The organism is Nostoc sp. JL31, assembly GCF_017114965.1.
Classification (GTDB): Bacteria; Cyanobacteriota; Cyanobacteriia; order Cyanobacteriales; family Nostocaceae; genus Nostoc; species Nostoc punctiforme_A.
Genome location: NZ_JABXKO010000088.1, coordinates 23,579 through 40,879, shown reverse-complemented (window position 1 = coordinate 40,879; position 17,301 = coordinate 23,579). Strand labels below are relative to the sequence as shown.

General features: G+C 41.3%; 14 protein-coding genes, 1 pseudogene and 2 riboswitches. Of the genes and pseudogenes, 9 read left to right on the top strand and 6 right to left on the bottom strand.

Annotation, left to right across the window (positions count from 1 at the left end; genetic code table 11):
- Entirely contained in the window at positions 1-1,242 is a 1,242-nt protein-coding gene (locus HWQ43_RS20250) for a VCBS repeat-containing protein (RefSeq protein WP_292737375.1), read from the bottom strand.
- 658 nt (positions 1,243-1,900) lie between these two features.
- Complete coding sequence (locus HWQ43_RS20245) at positions 1,901-2,368, bottom strand: NUDIX domain-containing protein (RefSeq protein WP_292737373.1); 468 nt, start codon at positions 2,366-2,368, stop codon at positions 1,901-1,903.
- Between the two features lie 319 nt (positions 2,369-2,687).
- Between HWQ43_RS20245 and HWQ43_RS20240 the strand changes: the two genes are divergently transcribed.
- Positions 2,688-3,998 (top strand): aminopeptidase P N-terminal domain-containing protein, encoded by a 1,311-nt coding sequence (locus tag HWQ43_RS20240; RefSeq protein WP_292737371.1) that lies wholly within the window; start codon positions 2,688-2,690, stop codon positions 3,996-3,998.
- 157 nt (positions 3,999-4,155) lie between these two features.
- On the opposite strand, the gene HWQ43_RS20235 is transcribed toward HWQ43_RS20240, so the two are convergent.
- On the bottom strand, positions 4,156-5,346 hold the full coding sequence (locus HWQ43_RS20235) for a HAMP domain-containing sensor histidine kinase (protein ID WP_292737369.1): 1,191 nt from the start codon (positions 5,344-5,346) through the stop codon (positions 4,156-4,158).
- Positions 5,347-5,787: 441 nt separating this feature from the next.
- A riboswitch (cyclic di-AMP (ydaO/yuaA leader) is annotated at positions 5,788-6,016 on the top strand.
- Between the two features lie 98 nt (positions 6,017-6,114).
- On the opposite strand from HWQ43_RS20235, the gene ntrB reads away from it, so the two are divergent.
- From ntrB to HWQ43_RS20215, 4 genes are all read left to right on the top strand, one after another.
- Positions 6,115-6,966: a nitrate ABC transporter permease gene (ntrB, locus tag HWQ43_RS20230; RefSeq protein ID WP_292737366.1), complete on the top strand. Its 852-nt coding sequence runs from the start codon at positions 6,115-6,117 to the stop codon at positions 6,964-6,966.
- Between the two features lie 87 nt (positions 6,967-7,053).
- Entirely contained in the window at positions 7,054-8,496 is a 1,443-nt protein-coding gene (locus HWQ43_RS20225; RefSeq protein ID WP_292737364.1) for an ABC transporter substrate-binding protein, read from the top strand.
- 50 nt (positions 8,497-8,546) lie between these two features.
- Positions 8,547-9,383 (top strand): nitrate ABC transporter ATP-binding protein, encoded by an 837-nt coding sequence (locus HWQ43_RS20220; RefSeq protein WP_292737428.1) that lies wholly within the window; start codon positions 8,547-8,549, stop codon positions 9,381-9,383.
- 17 nt (positions 9,384-9,400) lie between these two features.
- Positions 9,401-9,603, top strand: a riboswitch (cyclic di-AMP (ydaO/yuaA leader).
- Between the two features lie 202 nt (positions 9,604-9,805).
- Complete coding sequence (locus tag HWQ43_RS20215) at positions 9,806-10,426, top strand: universal stress protein (protein ID WP_292737426.1); 621 nt, start codon at positions 9,806-9,808, stop codon at positions 10,424-10,426.
- Between the two features lie 256 nt (positions 10,427-10,682).
- Here HWQ43_RS20215 and HWQ43_RS20210 read toward each other — a convergent pair whose 3' ends face one another.
- The 3 genes and pseudogenes from HWQ43_RS20210 to HWQ43_RS20200 all read right to left on the bottom strand — a co-directional run bounded on the left by HWQ43_RS20210 (position 10,683) and on the right by HWQ43_RS20200 (position 11,390).
- Positions 10,683-10,895, bottom strand: coding sequence for a high light inducible protein (locus tag HWQ43_RS20210; RefSeq protein ID WP_292737362.1), 213 nt, complete (start codon positions 10,893-10,895; stop codon positions 10,683-10,685).
- 41 nt (positions 10,896-10,936) lie between these two features.
- The gene (locus HWQ43_RS20205; protein ID WP_292737360.1) at positions 10,937-11,140 is read right to left on the bottom strand and encodes a high light inducible protein; all 204 of its coding nucleotides are present in this window, start codon (positions 11,138-11,140) and stop codon (positions 10,937-10,939) included.
- Positions 11,141-11,189: 49 nt separating this feature from the next.
- Positions 11,190-11,390 (bottom strand): annotated as a pseudogene (locus HWQ43_RS20200) (high light inducible protein).
- A gap of 490 nt (positions 11,391-11,880) precedes the next feature.
- Between HWQ43_RS20200 and HWQ43_RS20195 the strand changes: the two are divergent.
- The 4 genes from HWQ43_RS20195 to HWQ43_RS20180 all read left to right on the top strand — a co-directional run bounded on the left by HWQ43_RS20195 (position 11,881) and on the right by HWQ43_RS20180 (position 17,297).
- Positions 11,881-15,000, top strand: coding sequence for an MFS transporter (locus HWQ43_RS20195; RefSeq protein ID WP_292737358.1), 3,120 nt, complete (start codon positions 11,881-11,883; stop codon positions 14,998-15,000).
- Positions 15,001-15,447: 447 nt separating this feature from the next.
- Positions 15,448-15,720, top strand: coding sequence for a hypothetical protein (locus tag HWQ43_RS20190; protein WP_292737356.1), 273 nt, complete (start codon positions 15,448-15,450; stop codon positions 15,718-15,720).
- A gap of 279 nt (positions 15,721-15,999) precedes the next feature.
- Positions 16,000-16,242: a hypothetical protein gene (locus tag HWQ43_RS20185; protein ID WP_292737354.1), complete on the top strand. Its 243-nt coding sequence runs from the start codon at positions 16,000-16,002 to the stop codon at positions 16,240-16,242.
- A 113-nt stretch (positions 16,243-16,355) separates the two neighbouring features.
- A complete protein-coding gene (locus HWQ43_RS20180; protein WP_292737352.1) occupies positions 16,356-17,297 on the top strand; it encodes a PHB depolymerase family esterase in 942 nt (313 codons plus the stop codon).
- Positions 17,298-17,301: the final 4 nt, after the last annotated feature.

Genomic DNA, 17,301 nt, shown 5'->3' with positions numbered 1-17,301 from the left:
TTAGAACGTATACCACTCTCCGGTCAGCTTATCTGCATCGCTGATGGGAGTCTCAACTGCTGTCGTTTCATTTATAGTCCAAATGTTGTCTGTACCTGCTGTCTGATCGCGCCAGTAGATATCAGTCTTGCCATCGCCGTTGAAATCGCCAAGGGATGGTGTTAAGGCCGCGTTATTAGCTGGTAAGAAAGCTTCAGTTGCAACTGTTGTGCCATCCATCAACCAAGCGGTGTTCGCACCTGTGGTTCCATTGTGCCAGAAGATATCGGTCTTGCCATCACCGTTGAAGTCACCAATTTTGGAAGTCCAGGATGAGTCAAGTGTGCCCAAAGCACCCTCTGTGACTAAGATACCACTCATTGTCCAAACCTTGTTCTCACCTGTTTGGGCATTTCTCCACAGAATGTCTGTTTTAAAGTCGCCGTTGAAATCACCAAGGCTAGAAGTCCAGGCGGCATCTTGTGATTGTAGAGCAAATTCAGTCTTTTGCGTACCATCCATAAACCAAGCGGTGTTATCGCCTGTTGTGCCATTGCGCCAGAAGATATCGCTCTTGCCATTGCCGTCGAAATCAACAATGGTAGGAGTTAGTGCTGTGTCTGTAGGGTCTAGAACAGTTGCATTCAGAACTGTGGTGCCATCCATCTCCCAAATAGCGTTCTCCCCAGTTGTGGCATTATGCCAGAAGATATCGGTTTTGCGATCGCCGTTGAAATCTCCAATCTGAGGACTCCAGGCTGGATCAACGCTACTTAGAGCAGCCGCACTACCAACTTTGGTGCCATCCATCAGGACAACGCTATTCTCACCGGTTGTCTTATTGCGTAATAAGAAGTCGGTTTTGCCATCAGCATTGAAGTCAGCAATTTTGTAATCATAGGCAGATAGGTCAAATTGACCCAAAGAACCCTGTTCGACGACTGTTGTGCCATCCATCAACCGAATGATAATCTCACCAGTTGAAGAATTGACCCAAACTTTGTCTGTTTTACCATCACCGTTAAAGTCAGGAGTAATCGCCGCACTAGTTAAGTAAGGATTAGGATTGGGATTTGCTGACGTTTTAACAGGCACAGTTGGCGGCTGACTTTCTAGTGCTAGAAAAGAACTCTTATTTCCAAACCCCAAATCATAATTTAAACTCTTAAAAGAAGCTGTCAAGATTTGTGATTTTGCAAAAGAATCTGATGCTAATCGAGATGTATTCAAAGCTAAGGGTGAGGAATTTGTATTTTCAGGCATGGTTAATTTTTATTATTGGCTGTCATATTTTTTTAACTTTTTTTGGCAATCTTTTTCTGTAACGAAATAACATTTACCTGTTTTTCAAGATTTCTTTATAACTATTTTTTCTTTATTAATGTCACTCTTTGAATATAAATATTTGTTTTAAACTATTGCCCTAAAATTTTCAAGTTCTATATAAGCAATTATAAAATATTTTTTTGTAACTTATACATGATTGTTTATAGATAAAAAAAGATTACTTTATCTATTTTCTTTGACATTTAAATGTTGCATCAAAAATCTACTTGTATCTTTAACTGGTAATCAGTCAGATAAAAATATCTACACTAGTCATATATTTTTTCTAAAACTAGAAACATACTAGGTAGCTAGGCGTAAATAAATTAAAGTAAAGATACCAGGCGATTAGAAATCGCGGCTACGCGGACTCGAAGAACTTGAAACCCACGGAGGTGGGTTTTGTTTGTATAGCCGCGTACTCCTACGGTGAAGCAAGCTACGCGTCAGCGTGCCGGAGGCTCTATTCCATTCGCCAGGGCAGGCTAGAAATTTATTTAATGTTTAATTAGATCGACTTCATTAAGATAGAAGCGATCGCTACATTATTTCTAATAGATTTGTATAATATTAACTTTGTTTTCTTGGCACTTTCTCAAGTATTGGTTGAAAATCCACTATTTTTTATTTTGCGAACAAGCTTAGATAAAAAATGACCTTGACCACCAGCTAGAGCTACATTTGAGCTATCCAATTTAACCCAATAAAAATCAAAGGCTATAGGGTTTTTGCTCGTACTTGGATGTATTTCCCAATGCCGCCAAGTAGATGGTGTAGACTGAGTTAATTCGAGATGATAAACATAACATTCTTGAATTTCATTGCGATAGGGAGTCATATTGTATTGATAAATACCCAATAACTCAATAATACAAACTCCCTTAACACCAGATTCTTCATAAACCTCTCGCAGTACAGCTTCAGATGGCTCCTCACTTTGTTCAACTGTACCAGCAGGTACTTGCACGCCAGCGTCAGGAAAATCAGTATGTGTAAACACCATTAATTCATCTTTATTGGTTACGTAAGCGATCGCTTTTTTTATTATGGGTTGAGTAGACATATTTTTTACTGTGTGTTGTTAGATTTATGAAATACCAAAATTTGTATAAAATAAATGTTTAAAACTGATTTAACTTCAGGAATATCCTAAATCATTTGATAACCACAAGATTTCAAGTTGGTGAGGTATACAAGCTAATTGTGTTACCCAGGTATAAAGTATCTTTTACTCCTGAATTCTGCATTCTGCTGTATAACTTGAGTGGAAACAAATATTGGTTAGAATAACTTAGATTAGCAACTATTAAGAGGCATTATCTGTACATCTGTTAGTTGCTAAAAGTGTAAAATAATACAATGCTTTTAAAAGTACATCAACTATGCAAGCAGAATATCGGCAGCGTCGCGAGCAATTAATGGCAAAAATTGGTGATGGAACAGCCATTTTTCGCAGTGCGCCAATGGCAGTGATGCACAACGATGTCGAGTATGTTTATCGCCAAGACAGTGATTTTTTCTACTTGACTGGTTTTAATGAACCACAGGCAGTAGCAGTGTTAGCGCCCCATCATTCAGAACATCGATTTGTGCTGTTTGTCCAACCCAAGGATCGCGAAAAGGAAGTATGGACTGGTTATCTTTGTGGGGTAGATGCAGCCAAAGAAATTTATGGTGCTGATGAAGCGTACCCGATTAGCGAGTTAGATGAAAAGTTGCCGCAGTATTTAGAAAAAGCCAGCCGGATTTATTATCATTTAGGACGCGATCGCAATTTTAACGATCAAATCCTCAAACATTATCAAAGTTTATTGCGGACTTATCCGAAGCGCGGTACAGGGCCGATCGCTATAGAAGATACTGGCCCTGTCCTCAACAGTATGAGATTGATCAAATGCGAAGCTGAGGTGGAATTGATGCGTCAAGCAGCTGCGATCGCCACCGAAGCACACAATTATGCCCAAGAAATCGCCGCACCGGGACGTTATGAGTACGAGATCCAGGCGGAGATGGAACGGATCTTTCGAGTGCGGGGTGGGTTAGGGCCTGCTTATCCTTCGATTGTGGCTTCTGGTGTAAATGCTTGTGTACTCCACTACATTGAAAATAATCGTCAAATGCAGGATGGAGAATTACTGCTAATTGATGCCGGTTGTGCTTACGGTTATTACAACTCCGATATTACGCGGACATTTCCTGTGGGAGGTAAGTTTACGCCAGAACAAAAGACGTTGTATGAGATTGTTTTGGAGGCACAAAAACAAGCGATCGCTCAAATCCAACCAGGTAATCCTTTCAAGTTAGTTCACGATACAGCAGTGCGCGTTCTCACAGAAGGTTTAGTCGAACTTGGCATTCTCAAAGGTGAAATTGATAAGTTAATTGAAGAAGAGAAATATAAACCATATTATATGCACCGCACCAGCCATTGGTTAGGTTTAGATGTCCATGATGTCGGTGTTTATCAGCATGGTGAAGACAAACCACAGATTTTACAACCAGGTCAAATTTTGACAGTGGAACCAGGACTATATATTGTCCCAGATACCAAACTAGCAGAAGACCAGCCACAGACCGATCCTCGATGGGTTGGGATTGGCATTCGGATTGAGGATGATGTGTTAGTTACATCTGGGGGACATGAGGTATTAACTGCGGGGGTTCCCAAAGAAATAGATGAAATCGAAAGATAGAAATGGCGATGGTAGACACCATCCCTAAGAAAAGCCCCGGCGACTGAAATCGCGGCTATACAGACAAAACCCACCTCCGTGGGTTTAAAATCCTTGGTTTTGTATTAGTCCACGGAGGTGGACTTTGCTTGTGTAGCCGCGACTTCCAGTCGCCCTTTTAAAATTCCACTTCTAAAGGAAAAATTGCGGTGAAAGTAGAACCAACGCCTAGCTGCGAGGCTAGGTTAATTTCACCTTGCAATAGTTTTACTAAGCGCGAGACGATCGCTAACCCCAATCCTGTACTATCAGGAAGATAGGGACGATCGCTAGAACTCACGCGAAAGTAGGGTTCAAATATCTGGGCTTGGTTTTCGGGAGCAATGCCAACTCCAGTGTCAGAAACTGCGATCGCCCATCTCTGCTTCTCCAACACCTGACACATAATAATAATAGTCCCCGACTCTGTATAACGAATCGCATTACTAATAAGATTTGTAAGAATCTGTTGCAATTGAAAGGCATCTGTAATCAATTTTTCCGGGATGCGATCGCAATCGACTACAATTTGTAAATTTTTTCCCGCAGCTAAAGGTTCCAACATTTCACACACATTATCGATTAATTCACGCACATCGGTAGGTGCTAATTGGAGTTTTATCTGCCCTGCCTCATAGCGCGAAAGTTCTAATACATCATTGATTAGATGGAGTAATTGTCTACCATTGCGTAGTACCCGCTCAATATGTTCTAAATTGGTAGATTTGTCTTTGATCTCAGTCTTTCGTCGTTGTTGGCGTAAAAACAGATCCGAATAACCAATAATAGAAGTTAGAGGATGTTTTAATTCGTGGGCTAATTGGGAAAGATACTCTTGATTAGCGCTAATTAGCCGCATGAGTTCTTCATTGTGGAGCGTTAGTGATGCTTGCAACTGCTGTAATTCCCGCAAGCGTTCCTCAACATAACTCTTAAAACATCGAGCGATCGCTTCGTCTATAATAGCGTCAATCAAACGCATGGAACGAATTATCTCTACAGGTGTTCCACTCAATAAATCTGCTTGTAGAGCATCAAATATTACTGTTCGCAGCAGATGATATTCTCTGGCAATTTCTGCTGGATCAAAGCCTTGTTCGGCTCGAATCGCTCCATGCTGAAAACTGGCAATAACCATTGACTGAATATCATTCTCTTGAGACTTTGAAAGAACTGTCACCATAGCTTTCAAAACATCAGGAATATGATCTTTTACCGCTGTATAAGATAGGTCATCAGCACTTTCAATCCGTCTATCCTTGCGAACTGCTAAAATCCATTTTTCAAGGATATTATCCGTTTTTTCAGCCAGTAGTTGACTAAAATCCATTATGTTAAATTCAGCTAGGAGATAGATGAGTAAACTTCCATATCCCAATAGTTTAGCGACTAGAGCTGTGTTTTACCAAAATTAGTAATATATTTCACCTATCAAAAGAAAGAGATTCTATAGATTCTTTCCTTAGCTAGATTAATGGCAGTATACAAAATTCAAAGGGTATAATATATATCTTAATTTTAGCAAACTTAAAATCTAGCCGTTAACAGCCTTGATGGTTGACCTGGTGAAAGTATTTAGCTAGCTGTGCAAGAATTTAATTCACAAGATAACCAAAATTATAAATTTTCTGGATTACCGAAAAGTCAGGGTAGCTAGTTGACGTGAGTAACAAAAGTAACAATATAGACCGGAAAACAGATACTTTCACTGAAGCAGGGATGTTATATTATGTATATCAATGTTATAATCTACATAGCTTCATATTTAATTAGAGTAAGTCAGCCTAATTCAACAGATCGCAGTGCGTGATGTTGGAACGGAGGAACCAAATTGTGGGGCGTATCTCAAAGAAAGTGAGGAGTTGAGAGTAAAGAGTTAGGAATTAAATAAAATTTAGTAACTCATAACTCATAACTCATAACTCATTATCTTTCTTTCAGAAGGGCATCTCTCAGCCCTAGCCCGTCAGCTAACTTCGTAGGCATTGGGAGGAGACTGAAGAGACGGCATTATTTATAATGTTCCGATCTCATCGGTGTCCAAGGCTGGTACTGCTCGGATTTTTTGTACCTGCACTTAAATCTGTTGAGGTCGTAAATGATATTTCAACTAAATTTGGCTGCGATCGCGGCGATCGCTGGACAAGCTGCTTGGAAAAAAACAAAACCTGTAATTGTCAAGGATGTTTTCTTTCTACCTATATTGGGTTTCTTGGGAATAATTGTGTTGTGGTGGATTGTTGCGCTTGCCAACCATGAATTGATGCCCACCCCACCAGAAGCGCTAATCGCGAATCTAGACTACATCTTAAATCCCTTCTACCAGCGAGGCCCAGGCAACTTAGGAATTGGTTGGCTATTGATCGCAAGTCTGCGCCGGGTATTAATAGGCTTTTTGTTGGGTGCGGTAGTAGCGATTCCTCTGGGGTTTCTAATTGGCATGTCCAGACCGGCAATGCTAGCGCTTAATCCGATCATTCAAATTTTTAAACCTGTATCGCCCCTAGCTTGGCTACCCATCGCCTTAGCAATTTTCAACTTAGCAGATCCTTCAGCTATTTTTGTCATTTTTATTACCTCCTTATGGCCAACAATTATTAATACCGCTTTAGGAGTTTCTAGCGTTCCCAAAGATTATTTAGATGTGGCACGAGTCCTAGAAATGCCACGTTGGCGACGGATTACAAAAATCATTTGGCCTGCAAGTTTGCCGTATATTTTTACAGGTTTACGAATTAGTTTAGGCATAGCTTGGCTGGTAATCGTCGCCGTGGAAATGCTCACAGGTGGTATTGGTATCGGCTTCTTTGTCTGGGATGAATGGAGTCGCTTAAACCTGAGTTCAGTCTTTTTAGCTGTGTTGGTAATTGGTGTAACTGGGTTAATTCTGGATTATGCCGTGGGCAAAATCGAAGAATTAGTAACCCATCGCCCTAAAACTTCCAACTAACAAAATTCGCATGCTATCAAAACAGCAAGATTTAACGAGACTCTGCGCCTGAAGCGTGAGCAATTAATCACCAATGGAGCTACAAGAATGGGTGATATTAACTGGACTCGACGAGATATTATCAAGGGAATAGGAGCAACAACGGCGGGAATGGCGCTGTCTTCCTGTGGCATTTCAGGAGATAGGTCAGCCAAAGGATTGACCGAAGAAGCTTTAGCTGTGCAACCAGTAGTTAAAAGCGGCGACCTAGAAAAAGCCGATCTTACAGTTGGTTACGTTCCCGTTAATGATTGTGCGCCATTTGCGATCGCCTGGAAAAAAGGCTTCTTCCGCAAGTATGGTTTGAACGTTACACTTAACCGCGAAGCTAGTTGGGCCACCTCCCGCGACGGTGTAATTTTTGGTCGCCTGGATGCTTCACCCGTGGTATCTGGTGCAGTTACTAATGCCAGAATTGGTGCTGAAGGCGCACGCCACGCCCCCTTATGTGCAGCCATGACAATTCACCGCCACGGTAACGCCATGACGATGAACAAAGCCATGTGGGATTTTGGGCTACGTCCGTGGTACGAGTATCAAGAAAAATATGGCGATGGCGCTTTAGAAGCCTTTGGGCGCGATTTCCGAGGCTACTTTGACAAGCAACCGCCAGAAAACAGAGTTTGGGCAGTAGTATTAAGTTCCTCCATTTACGAATACTTTATCCGTTACTTATCCGCCGCCGCAGGTGTCGATCCGCTTAAAGAGTTTCGCGTGATCATCGTTCCGCCCCCCCAAATGGTGACAAACGTGCGGATTGGTGCCATGCAAGCTTACATGGTTGCAGAACCCTGGAATACGCGAGCAATAACAGGTAACGAAAACATCGGCTTTACCTTTGCACAAGGTAAAGAAGTCTGGTTGGGACACCCAGATCGGCTTTTGGGGGTGATGGAATCTTTCATAGACCAATATCCCAAAACCTATCGTTCTCTAGTCAAGGCGATGATTGAAGCCTGTCAGTATTGCAGCAAAGCAGAAAACCGCCAAGAAGTAGCCGAACTGATAACAGATCGTTCCTTTACAGGTGCTAGACCTAAAAATAAAAATGCCCCAATTGCGAAGTTTACAAGTCCGGCAATTCTCGGCAACTACAACTATGGCGGCTTTGACGGCAAAGACCGCACCATCAAAGCCGCCGACACCACGATTTTCTTCGATATTCCTGACAACCTTCCCAAACAGCCAGGAGAACACTCCACATTCTTATGGAGATCCAGAAGTATCTGGTTAATGACACAAGCAGCGCGGTGGGGACAAATCAAGGAATTCCCCAAAAATGCCGAGAAACTAGCCGGACAAGGCTGGAGAACAGATTTATATCGCGAGATAGCATCGGAAATGGGCATCCAATGTCCCAAGGATGATTACAAGGTCGAACCACCAGAGGTATTTATAGATAAGAAAGGCTTCGACCCCAGCGATCCGGTGGGTTATTTGAATAGTTTTGCTATCAGGGCTAACGCTCCCACTCGTTTTTTCATGTCTTAAATCCCAAGTTCAAATATTGATTGACTAAATTATTTCCGGAGCCTTTGATGATGGAATATACCTCATTACCTATTAATACCCAGACCAAAGTTATGCCCCGCGCTGGATTTTTAGAAATTGAAAATTTAGTCAAGTCTTATCCGACACCTGATAAAGATAACTTTGTCGTTTTAGATGGAGTTAATCTAACGATTAGTGAAGATGAATATATTTCTGTAATTGGTCACTCAGGTTGTGGGAAATCAACTCTAATAAAGATAGTCGCTGGTTTAGAAAAAGCAACTTCCGGCTCAGTCAGGCTAGATGGGAAAGAAATTCGTCAGCCGGGAGCCGAAAGGATGATGGTATTTCAGAACTATTCGCTGTTACCTTGGTTAACAGTACGAGAAAATATCCGTTTAGCCGTAGATGAAGTGTTAAAAAATGCTAATCGCTCTGAAAAAATCAGCATTGTAAATCAACACTTGGCAATGGTAAACTTGACGGCGGCGGCTGACAAATATCCCGATGAAATTTCTGGAGGTATGAAACAACGAGTAGGTATTGCCAGAGCCTTAGCAATTCGCCCCAAAATGTTGCTAATGGATGAACCTTTTGGGGCGCTAGATGCACTAACTCGTGGCAAATTAGAGCAGCAGGTATTAGATATTTGGGAAAATAATCGTCAAGCAGTGATGATGATTACCCACGATGTAGACGAAGCAATTTATATGTCCGATCGCATCGTCTTGATGACCAATGGCCCGGCTGCTAGTATCGGAGAAATTTTAGAAGTTCCTTTTGAGCGTCCGCGCGATCGCGCCGCCATGCGAAACTCAAAAGAGTATTTTGAACTCCGCAACCACGCCCTGAATTTCCTGGATCGATATTTTGCCCAAGACGAGTAAATTAGATTATCATTTTTTTTAGTGGGTAGCCTAATTCAAATTCATGAAAGCTGGATTTGGAACGGAGGAACCATATTGTGGGGCGTATCTCATAGAAAGTGAGGAGTTAAGAGTTAGGAATTATTAATATTAACTCAGCACTCAGCACTCAGTACTGCTCAGAGAGAGACACCTTCCAGTCTTAGCCCGTCAGCTAACTCCGTAGGCAATGGAAGGAACCCCCAAGACTTTGGCTGTAATACAGTTATTATTGGGGTTTCCTTGACTGATTTAAGATTTGAAATTTTGGTTATCGTCACTCAATCTAAAATCCAAAATCCTTCGACTGAGCGTAGCCGAAGTCCAAAATCTAAAATTGGTCGCCCTGCTTCTCATTGCTAATTCATTTCATTAGGAGAAGTAAAGCTGTGCAAATCAAGCCAATGTTAGCACGTCTGCAAAGTGCCACAGGTCGGGATGACTTAATTGAACAAATGGTACTGTTGCCAGAACCAAAAAAACCTTTTTCTAAAAAACCTCAAACAGCAAAAGGAGTTAATCTAATTGTTGCTTATGACGCATCTCCTAACAGTCATACAGCATTAGATATTGCCTTTTGGATTGCCCATCAAACGCGTTTAGCCACTAATGCAGAAGTTACAGTTCAAGCCGTTTATGTAATAGAAGATAATCAAAGTATTCAGTATCCAAATATCTTGACTTTTCCCCAACAACAGCCTTCGTTGGAATGTGAAGTTAGTCAGGTATCAAAGTCTGTCACACAGGTATTAACTCAACCCAAATTACAGACAGCGATCGCTCCCCTACAACAAGCAGATATAATTCTTTGGCAAGCCCGAAGTCTGGCTGAAGAATGGCAAGGTTCCTTCAAATCTCACCTGCGGTTTGGCTCTATTGCTATAGAACTGAACAAAGTTGTTGAATCAGAAGCTGCTGATATTTTATTTCTAGGTTGCAACTCTGTCAATCATCCGATGATTGAGGCTTTAGGTTTTAATTTTCCCTGTGCTGTTTTGGGTATTCCCAGTTGTATTGAAGAATAATCGCTGTTTGAAATTTAAGTAATTTTTATTATAGATAAGCCACCTAGTTTTAGGTGGCTTTTTTCACTACCATATAACCAATTAAACTTCGGGAAGGAAGTATGGAAAACTGACGCAGTTGTATTCTGGTGCAATAGTTGGTAAATCAGTAAAAGGGCAAGTTGTTCAATTTTTTGATAAGGTTGTAGCAAGTACTTAAGTACTTGCTACGAACTATCTTAAACTGTGATAATGCTTGTGGCAGACAACCTACTTACTAGTAGCCAATTAGGTGCAACACATCACGCAGGACGCTATAACCAGCTAAATCCCAAAGTAAATAAGCAAGGAATCCAATAGCCGCCAAACGACCATTCCAAATTTCGGCTTGAGGAGTCCAACCAAATAAAAATGCGTTACGGTCTACGCCGTTGTATTCGGGTGCCACAACTGGTAAATCGGTAGAAGGACGAGTTTCTTGAGTTGCCATTTTTTTCTCCAAAATTTAGTAGCTTTTTAGGTGTTTAGTTTCTAGTAGCCAATTAAGTGCAATAGATCGCGTAGGACGCTATAACCAGCTAAATCCCAAAGTAAATAGGCAAGAAATCCAATGGCTGCCAAGCGACCATTCCAAATTTCGGCTTGGGGAGTAAAACCAAACAGAAATTCATTGCGATCGCGGCCATTGTAAGCTTTAGGAATAGGTGGTAAATCATTAGGTGAACGAGTTTCCATTGTTTTTTCCTTCCAAATCAAGTTAGTTTTTGATTCTTTAAATGCTTTCCTAACCAATCAAGCGCAAAATGTCATGCAGAACGCTATAGTCAACTAAGCCCCAAAGTAAATACGCAATAAAGCCAATTATTGCCAAACGACGGTTCCATATCTCGGCTTGAGGAGTTTGGGCAAACATAAAATGATTGCGATCGCAACCATTTTATTCTGTTCAAATTATTGGCAAATGTCTGGAAAACCAAGTTGCCATTTTTTGACCTCAACGATTCGTTTGTTAACTTTAATGTAGCTATTAATAACTAGAATGCTTTCTGCCTGTAGGCACAAACCACAAGCACTTCTTATGGACGACATCGGAAAGGTATTGTTAAAATAAATCCACCTAGAGACGGTGATAAAAAATAGATATTTAAATAAATTTAAACTATTATCTGCAAGCCAACTAGTATTTAAATAGAATCACTCGCTATAAAGTAAGCAATTAAAATTAAAAATTAGCGTTACATAATAAATAATGGTTGCTAATTTTATCAATTATTAATACTGAGAGAAACTAAAAGTTATATCTTCCGCTGGATACAATTTTCAGCCCTTGGAGAGATGCTTTAAGCAGCTAAATTCTACGATTCTGATCTAAAGAGTTAGGTATTGCCATAGGTACAAACATAAATACTAAGAGTTGCTTCTCAAGAAATTCTTAATTCCCCCAAATTTAAACTTAGTAGGTAGAAGGAAATCCAATGTTCCAAAGTACGGAAATCATAGTGGGACTCTATAAACCACTATTATGGTTAGCACAGGTTCCAGGAGAACCCTCAAATGTCACGCCAGTACAGGCCTCGGCTCTCATTTCTGGGCCGCGCTTTTTTGTGGCTTTAATCTCCGGTGTGATTCTAGCCTTTGCTTTCCAATTAGTTCTAACTAATCTCTCCCTTGCAGCCGGTATTTCCTACCTGGGGCACTCATCTGATTCGGATTCAGATAATGGGGAAGCCGGAAATTTGGGCGGCAGTATTCGCAAAATCGGCACAGCAGTTGGGATTTGGACATTATTCACTGTGACGGTCGCCTTATTAATCGCTTCTTATCTAGCAGTAAAATTGAGCCTTGTGATCTCAGACCGAGGATTGGGAGCGATTCTCGGTTTGGTGATTTGGGGTGCTTACTTTTTGCTCCTAGTTTGGGTAAGTTCCACTACCGTAGGCTCCTTAATTGGCTCAGTTGTCAATACGGCAACATCTGGGTTTCAAGCGATTATGGGGACTGCTACCGCCGCACTAGGTGCGAAAGCAGTGAATAACCAAGTGGTAGCCACAGCCGAAGCCGCCGCCGCCGCTGTCCGTCGAGAACTAGGAAGCGCCATTGACCCCGTGAGTATCCGGGAAAACATTGAAGATTACTTAGAAAAGCTCCGTCCTCCAGAACTCGATGTGTCAAAGATTCGGAGTGATTTTGAAAATTTACTCAACGATCCACAATTAAAAGCGATCGCTGGAACTCCAGATATCCGCAACATCGACCGCCAAAAGTTTATCGAGTTAGTCAGCAGCCGCACCGATCTTTCCAAAAAAGACGTTAGCCGTATTGCTGATACCTTGTATAAAGTTTGGCAGCAAGTGGTAAGTCAACAACCGCCAACCGAAGACCGTTTGGGTGAGTTGATGGATTACCTGAAATCACTTCCGCCAGGACAAAGCAAGACAGACGAACTCAACGCCAAGCTAGATCGGTTATTAGCAGAAAAGGGTAGTTCCAAAGAATCTGACCAAAAGGCAGCTACCGGGCCAATTCAAAGTACACTCCAACAAGGATTATCTGCCTTAACCGGCATTGTGTTGGGACGCACAGATTTGTCTGACTTGGATGTGGAAAAAATCTTGGGTAGTCTCACTAGCGCTAAAGATAAAGTCACCGAACAAGCAGATAAGCTAGGCTTGCCAACACCATCACAACCCTATAGCCCAATTCGGGCTGATATCGAAAACTACCTGTACAATACTTATGCTTGGCAACTGAGTCCAGAAAGAATTGCCCAGGAATTTCATGATGTCATCTACGATCCAGCCGCTGACCCTGGAATCGTCCGTAGGGAACTAGAACGACTATCTCGCAATGATTTCGTCAAAATTTTGCAACAACGAGGATTGCTTACTCAAGGTCAAATTCAGCGCATTGCCAATCAGCTAGAAACTGTCCGCCAAGAAGTGCTAGTAACAGTCAGAGCTATTGAAGAAAGAGATATCGTCCAAGACTTGCAACGCGCAGTAGAAAGTTATCTACTCGTTACTCCCAAGGCAGATTTGACAGCCGAAGGCATTGAGCAGAATTTTAAACCACTGTTGGAAGACTCAGAGGCAGATTATGAAACCCTGACATTGCGACTGGCGCACCTTGACCGCCAAGAAATTCGGCAGATATTGCTACAACGTAATGATGTCCAGTTATATGAAGTAGATAGCATTGTCGATGAGTTGGAAAAACAACGCGATCGCGTCTTGGTAGAATCCAAAGGACTAGCAGAACAGGCACAATATCAAGCAGAAACCCTGTGGCTGAATGTAGAATCATATCTGCGTAACACCGGAAAATCAGAACTGAATCCTGATGCCATCCGCGCCGACTTCAAAAAGCTACTGGAAGATCCTCAAGCTGGGATTAGCTCAATTCGGGCGCGTTTGTCTCGCTTTGACCGCGATACCTTAGTGCAATTGTTGAGTCAGCGACAAGATTTGAGTGAAGATCAAGTTAATCAAATCATCAATACTACTGAAGAGTCATGGCATAATATTCGCCACACACCCCAAGCTGTAGTAGATAAAGCTAAAGAGCAATACGACTCTGTTAGCACCACGATCGCAGATTATCTACGGAATACTGGTAAACAAGAACTGAATCCAGAAGGTATTCAGCGAGATTTGACCAAATTGTTTGAAAATCCCAAAGAGGGAGCCGTCGCACTGCGTCGTCGCTTGTCGCAGTTAGACCGGGATACACTGGTGAAATTGCTCAGTCAACGCCAAGACTTGAGTGAAGAACAAGTCAATGAAATCATTGATTCCACCCAGAATTCGATTCGTAACTTTGTGCGTGCGCCTCGTCGCCTAGCTAGCCGTACACAACAAAGAGCAGAAACATTCAAAGCTTATCTAGAAGAGTATCTCCGCCAAACTGGCAAAGAAGAACTCAATCCCGAAGGTATCAAACGCGACTTGCAATTATTGTTGCACGATCCGCGAGTTGGGGTGGAAAGTTTTGGCGATCGCCTTTCTCAGTTTGACCGTGATACCATCATCGCTCTACTGAAAATTCGGGAAGATATTTCTGATGAAGAAGCAGCGCGGATTGCCGATAATATGGTGTCCGTAAGGGATCAATTTGTCGAACAAGTGCGGAACATCCAACGGGGCATTCAAGATGCAATTGATGGGGTTTTTGGCCGCATTCGTAACTATCTCAACTCCTTGGATCGCCCAGAACTTAACTATGATAGTATTAAGCGCGATATTCGCACAGTTTTTGACGATCCCCAGGCGGGATTTGATGCCCTGCGCGATCGCTTGTCCTCCTTTGACCGTGATACCCTAGTGGCCATTATGAGTTCTCGTGAGGACATCTCCGAAGAAGATGCCAACGGGATCATCGACCAAATTGAACGGGCACGCAACACAGTATTGCAACGTGCAGAACGCATACAGCATGAAGCCCAACGCCGTCTAGAACAGGTTAAGCATCAAGCACAGCGGCAAGCAGAAGAAACCCGCAAAGCCGCAGCTACAGCAGCGTGGTGGCTATTTGCCACAGCATTCGTCTCCGCCATTTTCTCTGCATTAGGAGGAGCAATTGGTGTAGTTGCACCGTAGTTTAACAAGTTGTCTCCGCTAACTTTTTAGCCTCCCGGAATGGGAGGCTTTTCTATGTTCAGGACGCATACTTTTACGCAGAAGCAAGCTACGCGTAGCATCTGATATAGAAGAAAGAAAAGGAACAAATATGTATTGGTGAATTTTGTGCAATACCAGAAAAAAGAATACAACAAATAGACCATTTGTAGAGACGCGATTCATCACATCTTGACCTAAAGATGTGTTGCAATCATTAATTGAATTGGTACAAGTATGCCTTTCAATATAGTCATATATGAATATTCTTTGTTGCTATAATCTCAGCAATTAGATGGGTGAAAATAGAATTGCTTTAATGTTTTAATGTTATAAAATAACTTGCAATCAAACCTCAGCCTCTTATCAATACATCACTCAGTAATTTTTGCAAGTTAATAACTATTACCTAAGTAGCAATCTCAAACAATGGAAAATACGTTAGTTGATAAAACCTTCCGTGACAGCAATGGCAAAATTGTTTTGGCTCAAATGCCAAACCCACCACTGATTCTTTGGATAGTAGCTAGTTTACTAACCCTAGTTTTTACAAGTGGTAAAATCAATACAGTGTTAGACTTTCTGGCAAATGGCTCCTTGTTTACTTGGGCATGGATGGAGATATTTCAAGGCGTTAATTATTTTCGCAGAGCGCTAGGTCTTGCGGTATTGATTGCTATGATCGTATATAAAATTCAGTAAAACTAACTAGTTAAGTAATAAATAATACTAACACTAGAGGAGTTTCTAAACTCCTTTTTTTTCCAAAGTTCCAAATGTGAATAAAGTCATACTGAAATTATGACTTTATTCCACTGTGTTTTCTGATTTAGTATCTTAAACTCAGAACAATACAGCAAATCAATTAACTCGTGCAACAAACAAAGCTTCCTATAAAGTTAATAGGTAAGAATATCTGTTCACAAAATATTGATAAATACTGTATAAAACTCAAAAAAATAATGGAATGGAGATTTGAAGATGAAACGTATTTTATTAGGTACATTACTTGCTCTCCCATTTGCAATTTCCTCCTTGCCGTCACAAGCATCAGCAGCAGAAATTATTGTTAGACCCAATGTTCATAGAGCTGCTATTGTGCGTAGACCTGTTGTCGTCCGATATCAACGAAAGTTAATTCCTGCACATTGGGAAACAGTACGACGCGGTAACAGGTGGGTTAAAGTTAGAGTTCCTGCTCGTTATGTAAATGTCAGAGTTTAATATCTAAATAGAGGCTAACAACTAAAGTTGTTAGCCTCTATTAGTTAAAATTTGGTTACTGAATAAGACTTAGAAGTAAATACAAGTAGCTGACATAAGTCAATTTAATCAACATGAATATATATCAAAATTCTCAGTTTTTTAAAAAACTTTTGATATTTCTACTAGGAATTAGTTTAGTAACAGCCTGTGATTCAATTCAGGCTGATGAAAAAAGTATAACTAAAGACAAAATCTTGATTGGTGATAATTATGGAGAACTATACGATCAAGGTAAATTACGTACTTACTATTTTTACACTCCAAAATCTTATAATCTAGACCGCTCGATGCCGTTAGTTTTAGTGTTTCATGGAGATGATGGTAATGGTCGGTCTATCAGTAATGTGACCCGCTTCAATGAATTAGCAGAGCAAAAAGGATTTATTGTTGTTTACCCAGATGGAATTGACCAAAAATGGAGTCTTAGAGGTAACGCTCAAGGAAAGGTAGATGATGTTTTGTTTATTAGTACTTTGATTAATCATCTTCAGCAGCAACTTAATATTGATAGTCATAAAGTTTATGCCACCGGTTTTTCTAGAGGTGGCATACTTACCCAAGCACTGGCTTGTAAGTTACCTAATAAAATTGCTGGTTTTGCATCAGTAGCTGGTTCCCTCCCAGCCAGACTTAAACCTAGTTGCCAGCCTGAAACTCCCATATCGATGCTAACGATCAACGGTACAAACGATCGCGACGTACTTTTTGAAGGTGATGACCACACTCAACGAGGAGCGCTAGTTTCGATCTCAGACATGGTAGAGTTTTGGCGATCGCACGATCGATGTACCTTATCGAATGCATCTTTGAATTTTTCTGAAGATAAAGTGAAAACCGCTATCTACACAGGTTGTAGTGGCAACTCCGAAGTCTGGCAGCTAGCGGTAGTAAACGGTGGACATTTCTGGCCTGGTGGTTCTTCAACTGACGAGAGCCTAAACAAATTCAATGCCAAGCTGGGACTAAACGCCAGTGAAACAATTTGGGACTTTTTTCAGCGTCACAGTTCATGAGTAG